The sequence below is a fragment of the Francisella sciaenopsi genome (genome assembly GCF_045862875.1).
In the GTDB taxonomy this organism is placed as follows: Bacteria; Pseudomonadota; Gammaproteobacteria; order Francisellales; family Francisellaceae; genus Francisella; species Francisella sciaenopsi.
Genome location: NZ_BTHG01000003.1, coordinates 154418 through 176930 on the forward strand (window position 1 = coordinate 154418; position 22513 = coordinate 176930).

Sequence of the window (22513 nt, forward strand, 5' to 3'; positions counted from 1 at the left end):
CAGAAATACCTTAAACTTAAGGTTTCTTATTTTAATATCGATTTGTATAATTATACACTTAATACTTATGAATTTAATTAAAAGGGTTCCAAAATGCGTCCAAGTGGAAGAAATAACGATCAATTACGTAGTTTAAAAGTTACACACAATTTTACAAAACATGCTGAAGGTTCAGTTTTAATAGAGTTTGGTGATACTAAAGTTTTATGCACAGCTTCTGTAGTTGCTGGCGTACCAAGATTCAAAAAAGATTCTGGTGAGGGGTGGTTAACTGCTGAATATGGTATGTTACCGCGTTCAACTCATACTCGTATGGATAGAGAAGCTGCTAGAGGTAAGCAATCTGGTAGAACACAAGAAATCCAAAGACTAATTGGTAGAGCATTACGTGCGAGTGTTGACTTAACGAAAATAGGTGAAAATACTATCAAAGTCGACTGTGATGTGATCCAAGCAGATGGCGGCACACGTACAGCGTCTATCACCGGAGCATCATTAGCTATTAGGGATGCTATAGATTATATGAAGCAAAATGGCATGCTTGATGAACAAACTAATCCATTAATATCTCAAGTTGCTGCAATATCTGTTGGTATTTATAATAATGAGCCTGTACTTGATCTAGATTATGATGAAGACTCGAATGCTGAAACAGATATGAATGTAGTTATGAACTCAAATGGTGGTATGATTGAGATTCAAGGTACAGCAGAAGGCAAAGACTTCTCAGAAGAGGAGTTTGCTAAAATGCTAGGTCTTGCTAAAAAAGGTATTAAAGAAATATTTGAAAGTATATTCTAGTTCTTAATAAACATAATTATTATAAAATAAAATCTTAAAGAGTATTTATATAAGAGTTTATCTTAGCTAGTAGATCAAAATCTTGTGATTTTAATTCAAATAAAAACTCTTGCAATGGTTCGCTTTTTGCAAAAAGAAGTCTTTGTTCTATTTGTTTGATCTGATCCTCTAATGTTTGTCTTTCTTGATATAGCTCACGAAGCTCTTTGTTAGTGTTATTAAAAAAGTTTTGGATATTATCTTCTTTTTTGGCTTGTAGTCTAGTTTTAAGGTTTGTGCTTAGACTAGAAGTTCTATTTACTGATAGCTTTTTTCTACTACCTAAAGAAAGTTTTTTACGAGGTTCTTGTTCTGACATTTATATCTCTTTGTTATTTAAATTTTAGATCTAATGTGTTGAAATTGTTTAAGAATAACAATTTAATTTAATGATTATAATATATTTGTTACTAAATTTACAGTTTCAAATGTTTTAAAAAGTTCTATCTAGTTTTAACACCAATTGAAGCTAGTCTTTTTTCGATAGATGGATGAGTAGAGAACATATCAGACATATCTCCACTGCCTATACCAGCACTTAGTGGATCAAAGATATATGATGCACGACGGAGATTTTCATTTTTATTATGCTTATAGCTATATTGAGCTTCGGCAGTTTTACTATCGCCAGCAATCTTTAGTAGCGCATTCGCCATTGGCACATTTGTACGCATTAGCTCAACTGCTCCAGCATCAGCCATATACTCTCTTGTACGACTTAAGAACAGCATCATAAATATCGTAAAAATTTGTAACACATATCTTAAAATCATAATAATGATAAAAAATACAGCAGCATTATTGTTACGGTTATTATTGTTGCTATTATTATTGTTTCCTGAGAAAAGTGCTGAGTAAAATAAGAAATCCATAATAATAAGCATCATATTAGATAAAACCATAGTAAATAGGTTAAGCTTAATATCTTGATTTCTAATATGAGTTAACTCATGTGCCATAACAGCTTGTAGTTCATCACGATTAAGAGCATTTGCAAGTTTTGTTGTAATAGCAACCATTGCAGATTTTTCAGAGTAACCTGATGCAAAAGCATTCATATAATTTGCATCAATTAAAAAAACCTTTGGCATATATCGCATGCCAGCAGCTACTTTCATTTCCTCAACTACATTATATACACGGCGTGCTAGAGGATCTTGGTTATCTGCTGAGATTTCATGATATTCGGTGCCAGATAGCATGATTTTGTCATACATGTTAAAAGTGATGAATATCCAAATTACCGCTATAGCAGATATGATCATAGTAGCGTAAGGAGGTATTTGAAATGTTGCTAACCAAATGAAAACTTGACTGATGGGAAGTTGCTGGTGTGTTTGAGCATAATAATAGTTAGCAAACTCACCATATCGCCAAAAGGTATCAACGAAAATTCCTAGTAGAAAAAAAACAATTAGGAATGTTGCTATGACAAAATATGTGCGATAAGTATTTTTGCGAACAACTTCACGCCAGTCAACAGAGCCATATTGTAGATTATCAGTATTTGACATTTTATAATTCCACTCTAGAGTCTTCTAGTTGTTGTTTTTTCTCTTCTGAGATATTCCAGTATACAAATTCTTCATTTAGTTTCTTGAAGATATTAACTACCATACCAGCAAAGAATGATTTTTTATGAGCGTTGTATTTTTCTATTGAATCATTAAGCGCCTGTTTAGCAAAAGCTAATTTATTTTCAGTAGATGTAATTTCTTCCTGTAACTGAATTACATTTTGATTAGCTTTTAATTCTGGATAGTTCTCAAATTGAACATTTATACCTTTCGCTAAATCTGAGATTTGATTTTCAGCATTTATTCTTTCTTGAATATCGCCATTTGCTTTGGCTAAATTAGCTTGGTTTCTTAGTGCTACAACCTGCTTTAGAGTTGTTTGCTCATAGTCCATATACTTTTTGACAACATTAACTAACGAATCAAATACTTTGGCTCTTCGATCAAGCTGTACATCTATTTGTTTTTCAGAGTTTTTGACTGTTTCGATCTCTGCTATTAGTTTGTTGTAAGTCATAACTATATATACAGCGGCTATAGCTATTATTATCAGTAGTATTATCCCTATAGACATATTATCTCCATTTATTTGAATTTGTGTTACCTATGTAAAGATGACTCCAAAGTCTAAAATTTTCAAGTTTTATCTTAGCTATTTGATATCATCTTCTATGAATTTACAAAAAGCTTGTGTTAAAGCGGTGTGATATTTTTTCTCATGTAATAATTTGTAGAAGTTTCTAGACAGATCGAGTTCTTTAGTTTCAAGTATATAATATTTAGCAGTATCTAAAGCTTGGGTTGTAATTACCTCAGATATACAAGCCAGGCAATCACTATATGCAATATACTGTTTTATTGCTTCTGAGCTACGCAGAGTTATAGCTTTTTTTATACTTGATACTTTATCTTCAAGAGCATTAAAGAATATTTCAAATGTTCCAGAGCCTTGTTCTCTCATTGCCCACTCATAATCTAAAAGATCTTTTATCTTAATATTTTTCTTCTTAGTTAATGGGTGGTCTATACGACAAATTATTTTTAGACTATCTTTTGCCCAAAGATGAGTCTCTAATGTTTTACTATTACATTCGCCCTCGACAAAGCCTACATCACAGTTTAGTGACTCAACACTATTTATAATTTCTTTTGTATTGCCTGAAATAATTTCAAAATCTGTATCTGGATGTAACTTTCTAAACATTGCTACATATTTTGGTAATACATAATTGGCTATTGTGGTACTAGCACCAATAATTATCTTCCCCGATAATTGGTTACTATTTAAGCTAAAAGATTCAAATTCCTCAATTTCATCTAAAATTTTAATAGCTTTTGCTAGCATATTTTTGCCATTATCATTTAGTTTCATTCTTTTACCAACACGGTCGAATAATGTCGTATCAAGCATGTTTTCAAGTTGAGATAGCGACATACTTGCGGCTGCTTGTGAGATGAAACATTTTTCAGCACCAGCACTAATGGATTCTGACTTCGCAGTATTTACAAATACTTGTAATTGTTTTAATGTGATTCGCATATTTATATTTTAGTAATACTTATATGACAGGATTTTATTATAAGATTTTCTGATATTCAATATATATAAGATTTATTAAGACAGGATATTGATGATTGAGTATAATATATCTTATGCAAATAAATTAGGTTAATTATGGAAAGCTTTATAAGATATAAGTGGGCAGTAGTTGGTGCTGGTCCTGCAGGTATGGCAACTATTGGGCAATTATTGGATAGTGGTATAAATGCAAAAAATATACTTTGGATTGATCCAAATTTTGGTGTTGGTGATCTTGGTAAAAAATGGGGCGAAGTTAGTAGTAATACAACAGTAGAGTTATTCTTGAGATTTCTGAATGATATCAAATCTTTTGAGTTTGAAAAAAGATTACAAAAATTTGCTTTAGAAAATTATGATAAACAAGGATTTTCACAGTTAAAAGATGTTGCAGAACCTTTGCAATACATTACGGATAATCTACTTCAAAAAGTTGATTATAGTTTAGATACTATAGCAGAATTGAAAATAGCTCAGGGTGTATGGAATTTGTATGGCGCAAGAGAAAACTATATGGCTGAGAAAGTTGTTTTAGCAACAGGTTCTATACCTAAAACTTTGAATATTCATAATCCTGAAATTACAAAAGAAATTGATCTTGCTACAGCATTATCTCCAAGTAAACTGAAAGAAGAGCTTATTGAGGGAGATAGAGTTGCTGTTTTTGGTTCATCTCATTCAGCAATGATAATCATTAGAAATTTAATTGAGTTCGATATTGAAGATGTAGCTAATTTCTATCATCAACCATTGAGATATGCTATCAATATGGGAGATTGGATTTTATATGATAACTCGGGTTTAAAAGGTGAGACAGCTAAATGGGTTAGAGCAAATATCTCTCAAAATTTAGATAGTCGAGTCAAAAGATATTTATCAACTAATGAAGAGATAGATAAGCATTTACATGAATATAATAAAGTTATTTATGCAGTAGGCTTTGATCAAAGAATACCTTGTGTAGATAGTATGGATGCTAGAGTTTATGATCCTACTACGGGAATTATAGCACCAGGACTTTTTGGTGCGGGTATAGCATTTCCACGTAAAGTAACAGATCCTAATGGTAATGTTGAGCTAAATGTTGGTTTATTTAAGTTTATGAATGATATTAAGCGTTTTTTACCATTGTGGACGAGATATGATATTTAGTTTATTTTAGTAATCTGAGTGAATTTATAATTACAATCAGGGTAGCTCCCATGTCAGCAGCTATTGCCATCCATAAAGTAGCTAAATCTGTTATTGCAAGAGATATAAAAATCGCTTTTATAGCAATAGCAAAAGCTATATTCTGTTTTATTATTTTTAATGTTTTCTTTGAATGCTTGATAAGCCAAGGCAACTTTGCAATATCATCAGACATTAAGGCAATATCTGCGGTTTCTATTGCGATATCATTACCTATAGTACCCATAGCAATTCCTAAATTAGATCTTGCTAGTGCAGGAGCATCATTGATACCATCTCCAACCATAGCAATATTCCCATAATTATTAACTAGCTCCTCAACTTTAGCAACTTTGTCCTGAGGTAGTAACTCCGCATAGAATTTATCAATTCCAGCTTGTGTGGAGATAGATTGAGCTGTTGCTATATTATCACCTGTAAGCATGATGGTTTGATTAATCCCAAGTTTTTTTAATTGTTTGAGAGCATCGTTAACATTATTTTTTATCATATCTTGTACAGCAATGATACCAATAATATTTTCATCACTGCCAATGAAAATCAATGTTTGACCATTATTTGCAAGTTTTATCGCTTGGCTATGCAGATATTCATTAGTACATAGCTGTTTTTCATGAGCAAAAGCATGATTTCCAAGCCAAAAGCTACTATCATTGATTTTTCCTGTTACTCCTTTACCACCTGAAACCGCCGTATTTGTAGCCTGTGTAAACGTTATGCTGTTGTTTTTAGCATAGTCTAAAATAGCTTTAGCGATTGGATGATCAACAGAACTCTCAAGACTTGCAGCTATAGTGATTAATTGTTGCTGAGAATAATTTTGTGTGACGATTATTTCTGTAATAGAAGGATTGCCTTGTGTTAATGTACCGGTCTTATCAAAGGCAATAGCTTTTAACTTGGCTGGTATTTCTATAAATTCACCGCCTTTGATTAAGATCCCATTTCTAGCAGCTTTTGCTAAACTTGAAACTATTGAAATTGGTGTAGATATCACTAGTGCACAAGGGCAAGCGATAACTAGTATTACTAAAGCTTCATAGCCCCATTTAAGCCAAGATTCATTTAGTAAGAGTGGAGGGATAGTAGCTATTATAATTGCTAAAAATATCATTGTAGGGGTGTAAATCTTAGCAAACTTATCGACCCACTTTTCTGCTTTTGAGCGTTTTGATTGAGCATGTTCAATAGCTTGGATTATTTTTGCAATCGATGAGTTTTCAGCTGTACTTGTCGTTTTTATCTCAATCGCAGAGTTTCCATTTATACTTCCTGCAAAAACTTGATCACCAATGGTTTTTTCCACAGGAATAGATTCACCTGTTATAGGTGCTTGATTTATATAGCTATTACCTTTAAGTATAATCCCATCTAGAGCAATTCTTTGTCCTGGTTTTATTAGAAGAGTTTTGCCTATATTTATTTCTGCTAGAGGCTTTTCTTCAAATTGTTTATCATGACAGCAATAAACTAGAGCTGTATCTGGAGTTAGTTTCATAAGCTTTGTTATTGCTGATCGAGCATTTGCGACACTCCATGATTCAAGCAAAAGTGAAAAAGCAAACAAAAAGCTTACTACGGCTGCTTCAAATAATTGACCAATAATAATTGCGCCAGTTATGGCAATTAACATTAATAGGTTCATATCGGCATCAAGCCTTTTAATAGCAGAGATTGCTTTTGGTAAAACAAACCAGCTGCCAAATAAAATAGCTATTAAGTAAGAGGCTTGAGATATAAGAGGAACTGTTTGAGGGATGTTCTCATTATCTATAAATGCGTGTACAAATCCATGATTTATACTATGATATAGGTATGCAAAAATGATGAATGCTCCACTAAGTAGTGTTGTAATTAGTCGAGAGTGTTTAGTTAAAAAACTAGTGTTTTGATTTTCTGTAATATGCTCACCCCAAGTAATTGCTTTTAGTCCTGCTTTTTTTATTAGAGTTATAATTTCTTTTTCAGAAATATTTTGATTATCAATAGATAATTTACCGTTAAGTAGGTCAAATTGCATACTATCTGCGGGAATTTTTTTACTTAATGCTTTTTTGATAATATTGACTTCTTCAATACAGTCTAATCCATATACTTTAAAGCTTTGATATTGTTTACTCATACAATACTCTCCTTTGCATGTATCTCTGGTAAATGCTCTAGATTTTCTTGTATTAAGTTCTTGACTAGTTTTTGATCGGCTTGAATAATTTCGTCATCATTAAGAGTGTCTAGTAGCCAGTTTAACTGCTCTTTGAATGCAGAATTAAAATAAAAGTAGTGGAATCTGCCTTGTTTACGCTTATGTATAAAACCATTACGTCTAAGTATATCTAAATGTTTAGATAATGTTGAGTTTGCAAGTTTGAAAATATGAGCTAGATGACAAAGGCATAGTTCATGCTGATATATAACCATTAGAATTCTAATTCTAGTTTCATCGCTTAATGCTTTTTGAAAATCTACGATATTTGCTAATTTCATTTTTATAAAACCATGTTTCGCGAATTAACGAAATAATATTCATAAAGTTTATTATATTCAAGTGATATAGCAGATTTTAATTTCTTTTTTCAAAGTTAATGCTAAAATCTCTCAAATTTCTAAATTAGTGGGTTAAATGATATGTCTAAAAGAGTGATTTTTATTTTATTAACTTTAATTTTTACTATGAGTTTAAGTTATAGTTCTGGAGAATATGCTAATAAGACTTATATAGAAAATGTTGTTAAAACATTTGATTTATCAACAGATAAGAATATAAAAATACTAGACATAAAAGATCATCAACAAACTACCGATTATACTTGTGGACCATCTGCTGTTATGAGTTTGCTCAATTATTATGGAGTCCTTAAGGATTCTCAAATGAATCATCAAATGGAGTTGCAAATAGCTAAAGAAATGGGTACAAATGATGATTATGGTACTACAGCGCAACAGATAGCTAACTGGCTAGAAAAACATGGCTTTGAGGTAAAATATGCTACTGATGGTGATATCAAACTGATTTATCAGAGTATAGATAAAGGTGTACCTGTACTTGTAGATTGGATTGATTGGGGAGGCCACTGGACATTAGTATCAGGATATCAGAAGTTGGGAAAAACAATTGATGATGATAAAGATACATTGTTTATGATTGATCCGGCAGCACATTTTAATAATGTGAAAACCATTTATGGATTGAGCGCTATTAATCCAGATAGATTTCAATATATGTGGCAAGATTCAAAAGGTATAAAAGGTATATATGTTATAGCACAACCTAAAAAGTAGCTTTTACTCTGCTAAAATCATTATGGGCGCTGGAAATGACTTAGATGAAAAACTATTTATTTGATGTAAGTTACTAGCATTAGATACTGAAATAATACTTAAAATTGTTACCACTGCTAACATAATCTTTTTCATTTCTCATTCCTTAAAATACTTTCTAATATTTGATGTGTGTATTATCTCAGCATATTTCCGTAATGTTAAATATATTAAATGTATAAGTTTGATAATAAAAACTTATGATGTGTAAGTGTTTACAGTTTAACAACTATAGAATATAGTAGATATAAAAAGAAAACAGGTTTAGTTTATGCACAAGAAAATACTTGTTTTAGGTGCTGGTGCTTGGGGTACTGCACTGGCATTACAGTTAGCTTATAAAGGCCATGAAGTGAGAATTAACTCTTGGAAAGCGGAGCATAACGATCAAATGCTCGCAGAAGGTAATAATCAAAAATATTTACCGAGCATAGAAAAATTCCCAAATACACTAAAAGCTATACAAAATTGGCAAGCTAGTATTGATTATTTTGATGATATATTAGTTGCAACTCCTAGTTCTGGTTTTAAGAAGACTATTTTAGAGCTAAAAGAGAGTATGTTGCCTCATCAAAATATTATTAGTGCTACGAAAGGATTTTGTCATGATACCTATGCTCTACTAAGTGAAATAGCAGAAGATATTATACCAAATACAAAATTCGCTTTATTAACAGGCCCAAGTTTTGCCAAAGAGGTAGCTAATAAACTCCCAACAGCTGTTGTAGTAGCATCTAAAGATATTGAGTATGCTAAATACACGCAAAAGCTTTTCAGCAATGAAAATTTTAGGTGTTATACAACTACTGATATTATCGGTGCTCAGGTTGGTGGGGCTGTCAAGAATGTCTTAGCAATTGCTGCGGGTATTGCTGCGGGTATGGACTTTGGTGTTAATGCTCATGCAGCGTTAATTACAAGAGGTCTAGCAGAAATTAAAAAATTAGGACTTAAGCTTGGAGCCGATGTTGAAACATTTATGGGCTTGAGCTGTCTTGGTGATTTGTTGCTTACTTGTTCAGACAATCAATCGCGTAATCGTAGATTTGGATATTACCTAGGTCAAGGTATGTCTATAGAAGAGTCTTTGCTTAAGGTAAATAATGTTGTTGAAGGATATTCTACTGCTATAGCAGTATATAAACTTGCTCAAAAGCATGGAGTTGATATGCCTTTGGTCTTTGCTACATATAGAGTTTTATATGAGAATGTAGATCCAAAAGATATGGTTAGACAGCTAATGAATAGACAGTTAAAAAATGAAAATTAATCTCCTCCAGCAACTTGTTTTGGTACATAATCTTTGAAGTTAGTTTCTTGCATTTTTACTTTAGTATTAAAAGCGTAGTCACCAAACTTAATTAGAGGTTTAACTATAGTCGAATTTTCCCATAAAGAAGAGTTTTTCACATAATCAATAGAGTTGAGAGTTGAGCATACGATTGCTGCTATAAAGCTAAAACGAACTAACGCTATTATGAAAGCAAATAAAGTATTTGATATACCTTCTTTTTCTTTATTATTGCGCATAAATACTTTCATTACACCAAATATGATTAAGTATGCGCAGACTAGAACTAGTATAAATGAAGTTATATAGGAGGTATTGTTGTCTGTGATCAGAGAATTAAGGTATGCGTTTTGTATTTTTTGAGCAAGTATACCTGCTAATACTACGGCAAATATCATAAGAATAAATAACACAATATTTTTGAATAATCCTTTCACAGCTGCAAAAAGACTTAGTATAAAAATAAAGATTATTATAAGAATATCTAAAAAGTTAAGACTTGTTAAAAAATCCATTTTTTATCCCGTGATTATATCTTTGATTTGATTCAATTTTGTTATCCCAATAATCTCAATACCATCAGTCTTTAGCGATTTTGAAACATTAGATTGAGGTATAATGATTTTCTTAAAACCATGTTTCTTAGCTTCATTTATTCGTTCTATACCATAAGGTACTGGCCTAATTTCACCTGATAAACCAACTTCTCCCATTATTAGCATATCATGAGGAATCTCTATTTCCTTTATACTAGAATATATAATCAATATTAGTGCCAAATCAATACTTGTTTCACTAATTTTGATTCCACCAACAACATTTAAAAATACATCCTTGTCATATAAGTCAATATGCATATAGCGTTGAATAATGGCTAGTATCATTGCTAAACGATTGCTATCAATACCCACACATAATCTTCGTGGAGGCTGATTAATATTTTTGTCCACAACTAATGATTGTAGCTCAACAAGTAGAGGGCGTGTACCTTCCCAAACTGATACTATTACGCTACCAATTAAATTTGTGCGACCATTATTTAAGAAAATCGCAGATGGGTTTTTGACTTCTTTCATACCTTTATCAGTCATTGCAAAGACACCAATTTCATTTACAGCACCAAATCTATTCTTTAGGGCGCGCATCATACGATATCTGCCATTGTCTTGAGATTCTATAAATATTACCGCATCAACAATATGTTCTAATACTCGTGGACCAGCAACCTCGCCAGACTTAGTGACATGTCCTACCAAAAAAATAGATATCTCATGTTGCTTGGCAATTTGAGTGATATAAGCTGTAGACTCTCGTACTTGTGAGACGCCTCCGACCATAGATGAGATTTCAGGATTATACATAGTCTGGATTGAGTCTATTACAACTACTTCTGGTTTGTGTTCTATCATATAGCTAGAGATTTGCTCTATATTTGTCTCGCACATTACTAGAAGATTATCTTTGGGGAGATTTAATCTTTCTGCTCGTAGTGCTATTTGCTCAAGAGATTCTTCACCGCTAACATATAGAACTTTCTTTTTTAGAGATAAAAAAGACATAATTTGTAGTAATATTGAAGACTTACCAATACCAGGATCTCCACCAACTAGTGTTACAGATCCTTTTACAATTCCACCACCAAGTACTCGGTCAAATTCAGATATATTGGTAGACATCCTGGAATGTTCTTTACCTTTGATATCCGATAATGCAGTAGCCTTTGAGATACTGCCAGCAAATCCAGCTCTAGCTTGAGGAGTTTTTTTCGGATCAGGTTTGATCTCTTCAATAAATGTATTCCATTGATTACAATTATGACACTGTCCTTGCCATCTAGGTGAAGAAGCTCCGCATTCTTGGCAAATAAAGATCGTTTTTTGCTTAGCCATGATTTAGTTTATTTTGCCTTATAACCTAATAGATACTTGGAGAGTATTCTCTCAGTTTCAGAAGCATTGGGACCGATGAATTGAACTATATAGCGATATCTTTCTGCATTTTCATCATTAATTGAAATACTTGGTGGAAAAATAGAAATAACTCGAGCTTCACAGCCAACTTGTTCTTTTAATTCAGACAGAGTTACAGAGATTCTTACTATATCATCTAAGTGTAATAGTTTTGAGCTACCAATTTCTATACCACCATTTTTGATTAACTTAACAAAGTGATTATATAGTTGTTCACGCTGATCAAATAAATATTCTTTTTCAAATTTAATGTCATCTTCACTATAGTCAACTCCTATTTGACCTTCGACTATTTCAGTTGAGCTATCATTATCTTCTTTGATAGCCAACTCACCGCTATTTATATCATCTTCATCAACAATTTCATTGTTCTCATTTTCTTCATTTATAAGTGAAGAATCTATATCAAGTCCTTTAGTTTCTCCGAGATCAATTTCAATAATATTTACATTTTCATCATCGATATCAATATCATCACTAATATCATCATTGGTATCATACGCATCAGCCGTAGTATCAACTAAATCATTCTCAAAATCATCTTCTAGTAATATATCATCAGATAACTCATCTGAATTTTGTTGTGGTTTTTGTCCTAACATTCCACCACGAGGGTTGCTTTTAGTACTAGCTTTTTTTTGACTAGTTGAGGGAGCTTTTTTTAGGAGATCTAATCTATTCATTTTGTATGCCTCTTAGCTCTTTTTGAGCGAATTTTTCTATATCCATAGTATGTAATACTAGAGATGAATATAAGGATAAATAATGATAAGAATTTGTGTTCATATATCCATAGTTTAATATTAGCTTTATTGACTAGTTGTAATAGAGCATTACCAAAAATATATCCTAAAGATATATATATAGTTGACCAAACAAAACTGCTTATAGCATCTAAGGTCATAAATTTAGCTCTTTTTACTTTACTAATACCTACGATTAAGATAGTAACTGTTCTTAAGCCATATAAAAATCTTATACTTAATATTGCTAATGTTTCATGCTTATCTAAAATAGCTAGAGATCTTTGAGCTTTGTAGTGCCAAGAAGCTTTTTTTGTAAGAACTCTTTCACCCATAAGTTTAGAGATAGTAAATATCGTGTTGTCATGGAGTATAGCTCCAAATGTCGCTGCTAAAATAACTAGTGGATAATTAAACAATGCCGCCGCTGTTGCTATACCAACCATAATCAGAAATATCTCACCTTCTATTAGGACTGCTAATATTACAGCTAAATATCCCCAATCCATTAATAGATTCCAAAATTCAGCTTGAGTCATGTTTACTTTCCGTAAGCATTTGTGATTAGTAATTCATCAACCAAAACTAGTGCGAGCATTGCTTCGGCTATAGGCACACCTCTAATGCCAACACAAGGGTCATGTCTACCTTTTGTAACAACTGTAGTGTCATTACCACTTATATCTATGCTTTTACCAGGCTGTAAAATACTAGATGTTGGTTTAAAAGCAAGTTTAGTAATAATATCTTGCCCTGTGGATATACCACCTAAAACTCCACCAGCATGGTTTGTTAAGAAACCTTGTTTTTGAGTTATTTCATCGCGATGCTCACTACCTTTTTGACTAACACAATCAAAGCCGTCACCAATGCTGACTGCTTTTACAGCATTAATACTCATCATAGCGTAAGCAATAGTAGCATCAAGCCTATCAAAAACTGGTCTACCAAGTCCTGCTTGTAGACCAGTAGCAATAACAGAGACTTCTGCACCAATTGAATCTCCCTGTTTACGAATATTATGAATTAAGTTTTCACAACTTGTAATGGCACCTCTATTTGCTATGAAAAAGGGATTTTCATTAATAAAGTCTTTTTCTACAAAATCAATCTTAAGATCACCAATTTGCGAGCAGAAACCAAAAATTTCGATACCATTATGTTTTAATATTTTTTTTGCTATTGCACCAGCTGCAACACGCATAGCTGTTTCTCTAGCAGAAGATCTTCCTCCACCACGATAATCGCGAATTCCATATTTTTTGAAATATGTGTAATCCGCATGGCCTGGACGAAATTTATCTTTTATTTCACCATAATCTTTTGATTTCTGATCTTGATTCTTTATTATTAGACCTATTGGCGTTCCTGTAGTTTTACCTTCAAAAATACCTGAGATGATTTTAACTTCATCAGGCTCTTTGCGTTGAGTTGTAAATTTAGATTGACCTGGCTTACGTCTATCTAGTTCAAACTGTATATCTGCTTCGCAGAGAGGGATGTTGCTTGGACAACCGTCAATAATTGCTGCAAGTGAATCGCCATGGCTCTCACCACATGTTGTTACTGTAAAAATTTTACCAAAAGTATTTCCTGACATACTCAACAATAATAAATAGTGTATTTTTTTATAATAGCATAAATGATAACTAAATTTGTCTAATCTAATATCCATTTTAGATAAAAAGTTTTTTGTTTCTAATATTGCCCCTAATATATGACCGAGCCTTTACTAGCCTTATAAGTACCTAGCGTTGAGCTATTTTAATTTAAATGTGTTAGACTATTTTTTTAGAGTTTCTATAGAGCAGTTTTTGAATAATTAATAATGGTATGGTTATAGTTATTACGACTAGTCCTATTTTTATGTTTAGTGGAGTATAAAGTAAGAAACTATTTATTAGAAGGCATAAAAAACCTAGCCAAGCTAGAATAATAAATAGTGAACAATATCCTGTAAAAAGTTTTTGTTTGTGATTTTTGTATGTTTGAGGTAACCAATATATAGAGCATGCTAAAATACCTAAAACTGTTGTGAACATGTACATTGCATTTGGTTTATAACGAATAGCTAATATCGCGATTGTAATTAGCATCACAAAAACCAAATTGATTACTTCTGGCATTCTTTTGTTATTAAAAGATATTTGTAATTGTTGTATCGTTATTCCGATTAGGCAACCCATAGCGATAACTAGCAATCTCCAGTCAAGGTTTAAACTAACTATTTGTACAATACAACAAAGTGTAAAAATAAGTAGACTAAATTGGGTAAGTATACTTATGTTATTTAGAGACTCTCTATTTTTTGTGCTATAGATAATTTGTGGAATAAATTGTATTAAATATATTATAAGTGATATGTTTAAAACCAATTCGCTAAGCTCTTGAGTGCTAGTCGATAGTTGTTCCATGTACGAACTATTTGAATTTATATTTACTATCTTTAATTATATGGTCGTAGTTGACTAAAATCTACCTATTGTAATATTTTTCTTATGGTAGTTATTTTTGTAATAAAACTTCTGTACTAAAAGTATTATTAATGCAGGGAGAATTATTAGTGCGTTTGGTGTAAATATTGGTCCCCACGAGAGTATAAAACTACTCGCTATATAAAGGCTAGTTCCTATTAATGCAATCAATATAAAACTTAAGCAAAAACCATCAGCTCTTTTTTGTCTATAATTTTTGTAAATCTGCGGTAACCAATATAACGTGTTTACAACGAAACCAATATACTCTATTAAACTATAGATATTTTCATTATCAGATCCCATCGCAAGTAATGCAAGCATAAATAAAATAATAAAGCTGAAATTAACTATTTCGGGTAATTTCTTATAAAAAATAGAAATTTGTAGCTGTTGTATAGATACTCCTATTAAATAGATTATAGCAACAGTTGCATACTGCCACTCATACCCAAAGCTAATAGTTTGTATTATGTCACATAGAACAGTAATGAAAATACCAAGTTGAGTTAATACGCTAATATTAGATAGAGAGTTCTTATTTTTATTATTATGTATTATCTGTGGAATAAATTGACCACAATATAATATGATAGAGACATTTAAAATAATTTGGCCAAAAAAAGAACCGTCCATTATCTCTATTTTTATTTAAATATGATGCTGTTAATAATAACACTTATTAAGATTTTAACAAATAATTACAACCAAGGTTTATTTAAATAGCTGTAGATACTTACCATAACCTTCTTTTTGCATATCCTTTTTAGGTATAAATCTCAAAGCTGCGGAATTTATGCAATATCTTTTACCGGTAGGTTGCGGACCATCGTTAAAGACATGACCTAGATGAGAATCTCCATATTTAGACAGAACTTCTGTTCTACTCATAAACCAGCTATTGTCATTTTTGGTTTTAATGAATGAATCATTTATAGGTTTTGTGAAGCTTGGCCATCCAGTTCCAGAATCATATTTATCTGTTGAGCTAAACAAAGGTTCACCAGACACAACATCAACATAAATTCCTTGTTTATGATTATTCCAGTATTCGTTATTAAATGCTTTTTCAGTACCGCCTTGTTGTGTTACATAATATTGTTGCTTGCTAAGGTTGGCTAAGGCTTTTTGTTTATCAAAGTTTTGCCAACTAGGAATGTTTGCAAAGCTTATTAATGGAAGCACAAAAAAAATAACAGATACTAACTTACTCATCAAACACCACCCTTTACTTTTAACTATCTATTTAAACATTATATATATTTTTTTACGGTTAAAATATTAATTGTGGTTTAAACTCTAGATTAAAAAAATAAATATTTGTATGATTGTTTGTATATAAACTACAATTTTTTAGAGGTATATAAATGAGTAATTTTTGTAAGTTGTTGGGTATAAGTATGTGTACGTTTTTGCTAACTAACTGTTCACTATTTGATAAACAAAATAAACCGTATGATCTTTATCATGATAATGAGCTAATTGTGCATATGAAAGATGTTAAAACTCAAAAAGATGTGGGTACAGTAACAATTTCATATCACACTCAAGATGGCAAACAGGATGGTATTCTAATAACACCTTATCTATATAACTTGCCAGCATCAAGTGTGCATGGTATGCATATCCATATTAATCCTAGCTGTGATAATGGCGGCATGGCTGCAGGAGGGCACTGGGATCCTGATAATACTGGTAAACACCTTGGTCCTTATAATGACAAAGGGCATAAAGGGGATTTGCCAGAGTTAGTTGTGAATGCGGATGGTACTGCAACTAAATCTGTGGTGGCACCAAGACTTGATTCTTTAGAAGAGCTGGAAGGTCATAGTTTGATGATTCATGAAGGAGGAGATAATTACTCAGATACTCCAAAACCTTTAGGTGGGGGTGGTGCTAGAATGTGGTGTGGGGTTATTACAGATTAAACTATGAGTTATGAACTAATAGCTAGATTAGGTTTTTTTCTACTGATTCTTTTTGGAATTTCTATTTGGGAGACTGTAGCTCCTATGCGTAAGCTCAGACTTTCTAAAATCTCTCGCTGGTTTAATAACTTAGTGCTGGTATTTTTAGATACCTTGATATTAAGAATTTTATTTCCTGCAGCAGCTGTTGGAGTAGCGATATCTTCTCAGCAATATAATTTAGGATTATTGAACCTTTTTGATATACCTGCTTGGATTAAGGTTATAGTAGCTTTTTTAGCTTTAGATTTTACGATATATCTTCAACATGTATTATTTCACTATTTACCATTGTTATGGAGATTTCATAAGGTTCATCATATTGACTTGGATTATGATGTCACTACAGGGTTGCGCTTTCATCCTGTCGAGATAGTTTTGTCAATGTTGATAAAATTTATGGCAATATTTCTTATTGGAGCACCTGTATTAGCTGTTATTATTTTTGAAATAGTTCTTAATAGTACTTCTTTGTTTAATCATGGCAATATTCGCTTACCAAAATCGTTTGATAAGTTTTTGAGATTGTTTATGGTAACACCAGATACTCATAGGGTTCATCATTCTACAATACCTGCTGAGACAAACTCTAATTTCGGTTTTAATCTAATTTGGTGGGATAAGATCATGGGGACTTATATTGCTCAACCTAAGAAGGGACATATTCAAATGGATATAGGATTAAGCAATTATAGAGATTCTAAAATTACTCAACCATTTTTAAGTATGCTTAAAATACCTTTTTCAAAAAAATAGGTTCTTTGATTACTTTTGTACTTTTTCTTTTTGAAATAAAAAAGTATACACAGCAAGGAATAATCATCGCTGGAGCACCAAAATAAAAAGCTCCTCTTATATCTTCGTTAAATAATGTTAGTACTAAACATAATACTTGTATCCAAACTCCAAAAAGAGGGATGTATGGAAATAATGGCGTTTTGAATACCATTGTTTCAACTGCATTTTTTTGTATCATTTGCTTTCTAAAGTTATATTGCGACCAACATATACAGATCCAGCAGATTGTAGCTGTGAAGCCTGACATAGCAAGTAAGTTTGTAAATGCAGCAGATGCAGATAGTTTGAATGAAAGTATTAAAAATATCCATACCCCAGCTATGCTCACATACACAGCATAATGCGGTATTGAAGAGCTATTTAACTTTCTAAAAATACTAGGAGCCATTCGCATTTTAGATAATCCATATAGAGAACGAACAGCTGCATAGAAGCCACTATTTGCACATGAAAATGCAGCTACAAGTACTACAAATGCAAATGCTCCAGCAAATTTGTCAAGGTGATAGTGTTGTAGTGCTGTAGCAAATACAGAGTCGCTTAAATTCATTTGTTGCCAAGGAAAAATTGTTGCTAATAGGAATACTGGAATTACATATAATCCTACAATTCTTACTGCTACATGTTTAGCAATTTTAGGCATTTGTTTTCCTGCATCATTAGATTCACTTGCAGCTAACCCGATGATTTCAGAGCCTTGGAAATTTACTAGTAGTATGACCATTGTTGTGATTAGAATTAATTTTCCTTTAGGAAAAAAACCCTCTTCACCAACAATATAAGTGCTACCTAGTACACCACCAGTATCATTACTGATAATGTTGAAAAATATAAGTATAGCCACTACACTAAATAAGCCAAGAGCTATGATTTTTATAAGAGCTAACCAGAACTCAATTTCACCAAAAAGCTTGACTTTAGTAAGGTTTATGATTGTTATAAATAACCCAAACAGAGTTGCCCACATATAAGTTGGTACAGAAGGCAAGAATGTATGCATGATTATTCCACCAGCTATACATTCCGAAGGAATATAAATTATCCAATTAAGCCAGTATGACCATCCCATACCACACGCTATCGAAGGAGAGACGTATTTTGCTGTATAGTGAATAAAGGATCCTGAATTTGGCGAATTTGCCGTTAACTCAGCTAAGCATAGCGTAACGCAGTACACTATGATACCTGCTAATATATAAGCAATGATAGCCGCTGGACCAACTTCTGAGAGAACATATCCTGTGCCTAAAAAGAAACAAGAACCAATGATACCGCCAAGAGCTATTAGCTCAATGTGGCGAGGTTTTAGAGTTTTAGCTAATGCCATAACACTACCTCCAAAAATTGTTACACAAAGTACCTGAAAATACAGATTTTTATTTTTTTTGTTTATTGGTTTTTTTAGCGCTTTGAATTTTGGTGGATAGTTAGTTGCTATCGTGATTCAAAGCAATAAACTCATACAAAAATACTTAGATATGATTTCTGTATTCTCACGTACTTCATGTATGAGGTAAGCGAATTATAGACCGAGTTTCATCTTTGTCAATAAAAAATTATGCAGTTATTCAACTTGAATTTATTTTGCTTTTACTAAATAATGTTCTTATAGTTGGAATGTATAGTTTAGATAGAGGATTTAATAATGTCTGAAATGAATCAAGTTGGTAAAGTCTACGAGCGTCCTTGGGGGACTTATCAAACAATTAATTTTACAGAAAAAAGTCAAACTAAGATAATCACTGTAAAGCCTAAAGGACAACTTTCTTTACAGAAGCATTTCAAAAGAGCGGAGCATTGGGTGGTTGTAACTGGTAAACCGACTATAACTGTTAATGAAAGTGTCAAAGAATATAATGTTGGCGAGCATATATTTATCCCTAAAGAAGCTGTGCATAGATTAGAGAACTTCACAGATAGTGACATTCAAATTATTGAAGTTCAAGTTGGTGATTATCTTGGAGAAGATGATATTGTACGTTTAGAAGATATATATAAGCGTGATTAATTCTCTAAAACTCTTCTAAAAAAGTTACTTATTTTTTCTTCATCATCTAAAATACTACTTAAGTATAAAATCAACAATTTCATATAGTTGGAGATAATTTTAATGTCTATAAAATCAAAAGCAGCTGTAGCATATAAAGCAGGAGCGCCACTCTCTGTAGAGATAGTAAATGTAGCACTACCAAGGGATAATGAAGTGCTAGTTGAAATTAAGGCTACAGGAATATGTCATACAGATGCATATACGCTTTCAGGTAGAGATCCTGAAGGTCTTTTTCCAGCTATATTAGGTCATGAAGGAGCTGGTGAAGTGGTAGCAGTTGGTAAAAATGTAACCACTGTTAAACCTGGTGATCATGTTATTGCTTTGTACACTCCAGAATGTAGAGAGTGTGAGTACTGTTTAAATCCTAAAACAAACTTGTGTCAGGCAATTAGAGAAACTCAAGGAAAAGGTCTTATGCCTGATGGTAGTTCAAGGTTTACTACTCAAGATGGCAGAGAGATTTTTCATTATATGGGTTGCTCAACTTTTTCAAATTATACTGTTCTACCAGAGATTGCTGTAGCTAAGATTCGTAAAGACGCGCCTTTGGATAAAGTTTGCTATATCGGCTGTGGAGTGACAACTGGTGTGGGTGCTGTAGTTAAAACAGCAAATGTTGAAGCTGGTGCTAGTGTTGTTGTATTTGGTCTAGGTGGGATTGGTCTAAATGTTATTCAAGGAGCGAAGCTGGTTGGAGCAGGTCAGATTGTTGGTGTTGATACTAATAATGATAAGAAAGCATTAGCAGAAAAATATGGAATGACAGACTTTGTTAACCCAAATGAAATTGATGAAGACTTAGTACAGCATTTAATACGTCTAACAGGAGGCGGAGCCGATTATAGTTTTGAGTGTATTGGTAATACAAAAGTTATGCGTCAGGCTTTAGAGTGTGCTCATAAAGGTTGGGGGCAAAGTGTGATAATAGGCGTTGCTGGCGCTGGTGAAGAGATATCTACTAGACCATTTCAGTTGGTAACAGGCCGTACTTGGAAGGGTTCTGCATTTGGAGGCATGCGTGGCAGAACAGATGTACCAATGATTGTTGATTGGTATATGGATGGTCGTATTGATATTGATAGCCTTATTACTTCAAATATTAAGATAGAAGATATTAATAAGGGCTTTGAAAATATGCATAACAATATAAGAACAGTGGTTACTTTTTAGATATTCTATATATTGTATTTCATGCCGTTATTCTCACGAATGCGTGTATTTCTTCTTAGCTTATTAATAAGCTATTCGGTCAAGTATTACTTTTAGACATAGTAGTTTATATCTATAAATTAAAGAAATACTTAGGTTAATTGATCATCAGTATTTGATGGTAAAATTCTTAAATAAGAAATTATAGGGCAAAAAGAACTTAGAAAATAAATTTATTTGTTGTTATAGGCTTTGATAGCTTTGTCTAGAAGCTCAAGAGCTCTTTTTAGAGCTTTTTCTTCTAAGATGTATGCGATTCTTATTTCATCTTTACCAAGACCTTTAGTTGCATAGAAATCCCCAGCAGGAGAAACCATTACTGTTTCTTTATTATCTTCAAAGTCTGTTAGTAGCCATAATGCGAACTTCTCAGCATCATCAATAGGAAGTTTAGCAATTACATAAAAAGCTCCAGTAGGCTTTTCACAAACTACATTATCCATTTTTGAAAGAGCTTCAAAAGTTATATCTCTTCTTTTTTGGTATTCTGTGTTTACTTCTTTTAAGTAATCTTCAGATACTTCATAAAGAGCTGCGGCACCAATTTGTTCAAGAGTAGGTACACATAGTCTAGTTTGGCATAGTTTAGTAACTTCTTTGATGAACTCTTTGTTTTTTGTACAAAGAGAACCGATTCTAGCACCACAAGCGCTATAACGCTTAGATACAGAGTCAACTATGATTACGCGATCTTCAACACCTTTGATGTTGCCGAAAGATGTACAAGTAAGGCCATCATAAGTGAATTCTCTATAAACTTCGTCACTTATTATGAATAAGTCTTTCTCTTTAGCTACTTCTGCCAAAGTTTCTAATTCTTCTTTAGAGTATACAACACCAGTAGGGTTACCTGGGTTAGATATCATGATAGCACGAGTTTTATCAGTTACACATGCTAGAATTTCTTCTTTTGAAGGTAAGTGGAAACCTTCTTCAGCTTTTGTAGTAATTGGTCTAATTGCTACATCAACGGCAGTTGTAAAACCATTGTAATTTGTATAAAAAGGTTCTGGTACAAGTATCTCTTCGCCAGCATTACAAACAGCAATCGCTGCAAATATTAACGCTTCTGAACCACCATTTGTAATTAAGATCTCGTCTTCAGCAAAATCCATACCGAATCTTTTGTAGTATTTTGAGATTGCCTTGATTAGGCTAGGTTCACCGTTAGCTACTGAGTATGCGATAGTCTCTTCATCAAAAGCTCTGATAGCATCCATAAATTCACTAGGAGTTTTGATATCAGGTTGACCTATATTTAGGTGGTAAACCTTTTTGCCTTGCTTTTGAGCTGCTATAGAATATGGCACTAACTTACGTACAGGAGAGGCTTGCATAGCCTTAACTCTTCTTGATAATTGCATTTAGTAAATCCTTTTTGTTTGACATTGGTTTAAGATATACAATTTGATTATAATATATTTTCAAAGCTTAAAAAATTATAAATTAGAAAAAATAAGCTAATTATTTGAACTTGTTACTTATTAATTGATTTTATTATTTATTGACTACCTATTTGCTCGAATACCATTTTCGATTACTAATAAATTTAGAATTTCTACA

The 22513-nt window shown here is 32.4% G+C and carries 25 protein-coding genes; 8 read left to right on the plus strand and 17 right to left on the minus strand.

Features of this window, described 5'->3' with window-relative positions; genetic code table 11:
* Positions 1–93 precede the first annotated feature (93 nt).
* Entirely contained in the window at positions 94–801 is a 708-nt protein-coding gene (rph, locus tag ACKTR7_RS04965) for a ribonuclease PH (RefSeq protein WP_407877280.1), read from the plus strand.
* A 34-nt stretch (positions 802–835) separates the two neighbouring features.
* Here the strand turns inward: rph and ACKTR7_RS04970 are convergent, their stop codons facing one another.
* From ACKTR7_RS04970 to ACKTR7_RS04985, 4 genes are all read right to left on the minus strand, one after another.
* Positions 836–1159, minus strand: a complete 324-nt coding sequence (locus ACKTR7_RS04970) for a hypothetical protein (protein ID WP_407877281.1) — start codon at positions 1157–1159, stop codon at positions 836–838.
* Between the two features lie 124 nt (positions 1160–1283).
* Positions 1284–2354 carry a zinc metalloprotease HtpX gene (gene htpX, locus ACKTR7_RS04975; RefSeq protein ID WP_407877282.1) on the minus strand — a complete coding sequence of 357 codons (1071 nt, stop codon included), beginning with the start codon at positions 2352–2354 and terminating at the stop codon, positions 1284–1286.
* A gap of 1 nt (position 2355) precedes the next feature.
* Positions 2356–2931: a LemA family protein gene (locus ACKTR7_RS04980; RefSeq protein WP_149367850.1), complete on the minus strand. Its 576-nt coding sequence runs from the start codon at positions 2929–2931 to the stop codon at positions 2356–2358.
* Positions 2932–3009: 78 nt separating this feature from the next.
* On the minus strand, positions 3010–3897 hold the full coding sequence (locus ACKTR7_RS04985) for a LysR substrate-binding domain-containing protein (RefSeq protein ID WP_407877283.1): 888 nt from the start codon (positions 3895–3897) through the stop codon (positions 3010–3012).
* 135 nt (positions 3898–4032) lie between these two features.
* On the opposite strand from ACKTR7_RS04985, the gene ACKTR7_RS04990 reads away from it, so the two are divergent.
* Positions 4033–5088, plus strand: a complete 1056-nt coding sequence (locus tag ACKTR7_RS04990) for an FAD-dependent oxidoreductase (RefSeq protein ID WP_407877284.1) — start codon at positions 4033–4035, stop codon at positions 5086–5088.
* 1 nt (position 5089) lies between these two features.
* Here the strand turns inward: ACKTR7_RS04990 and ACKTR7_RS04995 are convergent, their stop codons facing one another.
* Both ACKTR7_RS04995 and ACKTR7_RS05000 read right to left on the minus strand, forming a co-directional pair.
* Positions 5090–7249 (minus strand): heavy metal translocating P-type ATPase, encoded by a 2160-nt coding sequence (locus ACKTR7_RS04995; RefSeq protein WP_407877285.1) that lies wholly within the window; start codon positions 7247–7249, stop codon positions 5090–5092.
* Positions 7246–7611, minus strand: a complete 366-nt coding sequence (locus ACKTR7_RS05000; protein ID WP_407877286.1) for an ArsR/SmtB family transcription factor — start codon at positions 7609–7611, stop codon at positions 7246–7248. Before ACKTR7_RS05000 ends, ACKTR7_RS04995 begins: the two co-directional genes overlap by 4 nt.
* A 141-nt stretch (positions 7612–7752) precedes the next feature.
* On the opposite strand from ACKTR7_RS05000, the gene ACKTR7_RS05005 reads away from it, so the two are divergent.
* Positions 7753–8406: a peptidase C39 family protein gene (locus ACKTR7_RS05005; RefSeq protein WP_407877287.1), complete on the plus strand. Its 654-nt coding sequence runs from the start codon at positions 7753–7755 to the stop codon at positions 8404–8406.
* A 3-nt stretch (positions 8407–8409) separates the two neighbouring features.
* On the opposite strand, the gene ACKTR7_RS05010 is transcribed toward ACKTR7_RS05005, so the two are convergent.
* Positions 8410–8541 carry a hypothetical protein gene (locus tag ACKTR7_RS05010; protein ID WP_267906210.1) on the minus strand — a complete coding sequence of 44 codons (132 nt, stop codon included), beginning with the start codon at positions 8539–8541 and terminating at the stop codon, positions 8410–8412.
* Between the two features lie 175 nt (positions 8542–8716).
* Here ACKTR7_RS05010 and ACKTR7_RS05015 point away from each other — a divergent pair, with 175 nt between their 5' ends.
* Positions 8717–9715, plus strand: a complete 999-nt coding sequence (locus tag ACKTR7_RS05015) for an NAD(P)H-dependent glycerol-3-phosphate dehydrogenase (RefSeq protein WP_407877288.1) — start codon at positions 8717–8719, stop codon at positions 9713–9715.
* Here the strand turns inward: ACKTR7_RS05015 and ACKTR7_RS05020 are convergent.
* The 8 genes from ACKTR7_RS05020 to msrB all read right to left on the minus strand — a co-directional run bounded on the left by ACKTR7_RS05020 (position 9712) and on the right by msrB (position 16138).
* Positions 9712–10251 (minus strand): CvpA family protein, encoded by a 540-nt coding sequence (locus ACKTR7_RS05020; protein WP_407877289.1) that lies wholly within the window; start codon positions 10249–10251, stop codon positions 9712–9714. The two genes, ACKTR7_RS05015 and ACKTR7_RS05020, sit on opposite strands and share 4 nt — an antisense overlap.
* Before the next feature lie 3 nt (positions 10252–10254).
* A complete protein-coding gene (gene radA, locus ACKTR7_RS05025; protein ID WP_407877290.1) occupies positions 10255–11625 on the minus strand; it encodes a DNA repair protein RadA in 1371 nt (456 codons plus the stop codon).
* Between the two features lie 8 nt (positions 11626–11633).
* On the minus strand, positions 11634–12389 hold the full coding sequence (locus ACKTR7_RS05030; RefSeq protein ID WP_407877291.1) for a PilZ domain-containing protein: 756 nt from the start codon (positions 12387–12389) through the stop codon (positions 11634–11636).
* Positions 12386–12988, minus strand: a complete 603-nt coding sequence (locus tag ACKTR7_RS05035; protein WP_407877292.1) for a DedA family protein — start codon at positions 12986–12988, stop codon at positions 12386–12388. Before ACKTR7_RS05035 ends, ACKTR7_RS05030 begins: the two co-directional genes overlap by 4 nt.
* Before the next feature lie 2 nt (positions 12989–12990).
* Entirely contained in the window at positions 12991–14049 is a 1059-nt protein-coding gene (gene aroC / locus ACKTR7_RS05040; RefSeq protein WP_407877293.1) for a chorismate synthase, read from the minus strand.
* A gap of 178 nt (positions 14050–14227) precedes the next feature.
* Complete coding sequence (locus ACKTR7_RS05045; RefSeq protein WP_407877294.1) at positions 14228–14863, minus strand: hypothetical protein; 636 nt, start codon at positions 14861–14863, stop codon at positions 14228–14230.
* 54 nt (positions 14864–14917) lie between these two features.
* Positions 14918–15559 carry a PQ-loop repeat-containing protein gene (locus ACKTR7_RS05050; RefSeq protein ID WP_407877295.1) on the minus strand — a complete coding sequence of 214 codons (642 nt, stop codon included), beginning with the start codon at positions 15557–15559 and terminating at the stop codon, positions 14918–14920.
* 78 nt (positions 15560–15637) lie between these two features.
* A complete protein-coding gene (gene msrB, locus ACKTR7_RS05055; RefSeq protein WP_407877296.1) occupies positions 15638–16138 on the minus strand; it encodes a peptide-methionine (R)-S-oxide reductase MsrB in 501 nt (166 codons plus the stop codon).
* A 152-nt stretch (positions 16139–16290) separates the two neighbouring features.
* Here msrB and ACKTR7_RS05060 point away from each other — a divergent pair, with 152 nt between their 5' ends.
* Together ACKTR7_RS05060 and ACKTR7_RS05065 are read left to right on the plus strand one after the other, a co-directional pair.
* Positions 16291–16851 carry a superoxide dismutase family protein gene (locus ACKTR7_RS05060; RefSeq protein WP_407877297.1) on the plus strand — a complete coding sequence of 187 codons (561 nt, stop codon included), beginning with the start codon at positions 16291–16293 and terminating at the stop codon, positions 16849–16851.
* Positions 16852–16854: 3 nt separating this feature from the next.
* Positions 16855–17646: a sterol desaturase family protein gene (locus ACKTR7_RS05065; RefSeq protein ID WP_407877298.1), complete on the plus strand. Its 792-nt coding sequence runs from the start codon at positions 16855–16857 to the stop codon at positions 17644–17646.
* Here ACKTR7_RS05065 and ACKTR7_RS05070 read toward each other — a convergent pair.
* A complete protein-coding gene (locus tag ACKTR7_RS05070; RefSeq protein WP_407877299.1) occupies positions 17621–19015 on the minus strand; it encodes an amino acid permease in 1395 nt (464 codons plus the stop codon). The two genes, ACKTR7_RS05065 and ACKTR7_RS05070, sit on opposite strands and share 26 nt — an antisense overlap.
* Positions 19016–19333: 318 nt before the next feature.
* Here ACKTR7_RS05070 and ACKTR7_RS05075 point away from each other — a divergent pair, with 318 nt between their 5' ends.
* Together ACKTR7_RS05075 and ACKTR7_RS05080 are read left to right on the plus strand one after the other, a co-directional pair.
* On the plus strand, positions 19334–19696 hold the full coding sequence (locus ACKTR7_RS05075; RefSeq protein WP_407877300.1) for a phosphomannose isomerase type II C-terminal cupin domain: 363 nt from the start codon (positions 19334–19336) through the stop codon (positions 19694–19696).
* A 102-nt stretch (positions 19697–19798) separates the two neighbouring features.
* Complete coding sequence (locus tag ACKTR7_RS05080) at positions 19799–20911, plus strand: S-(hydroxymethyl)glutathione dehydrogenase/class III alcohol dehydrogenase (RefSeq protein WP_407877301.1); 1113 nt, start codon at positions 19799–19801, stop codon at positions 20909–20911.
* Positions 20912–21123: 212 nt separating this feature from the next.
* Here the strand turns inward: ACKTR7_RS05080 and ACKTR7_RS05085 are convergent, their stop codons facing one another.
* Positions 21124–22314, minus strand: coding sequence for a pyridoxal phosphate-dependent aminotransferase (locus ACKTR7_RS05085; protein ID WP_004286435.1), 1191 nt, complete (start codon positions 22312–22314; stop codon positions 21124–21126).
* Between the last annotated feature and the right edge of the window lie 199 nt (positions 22315–22513).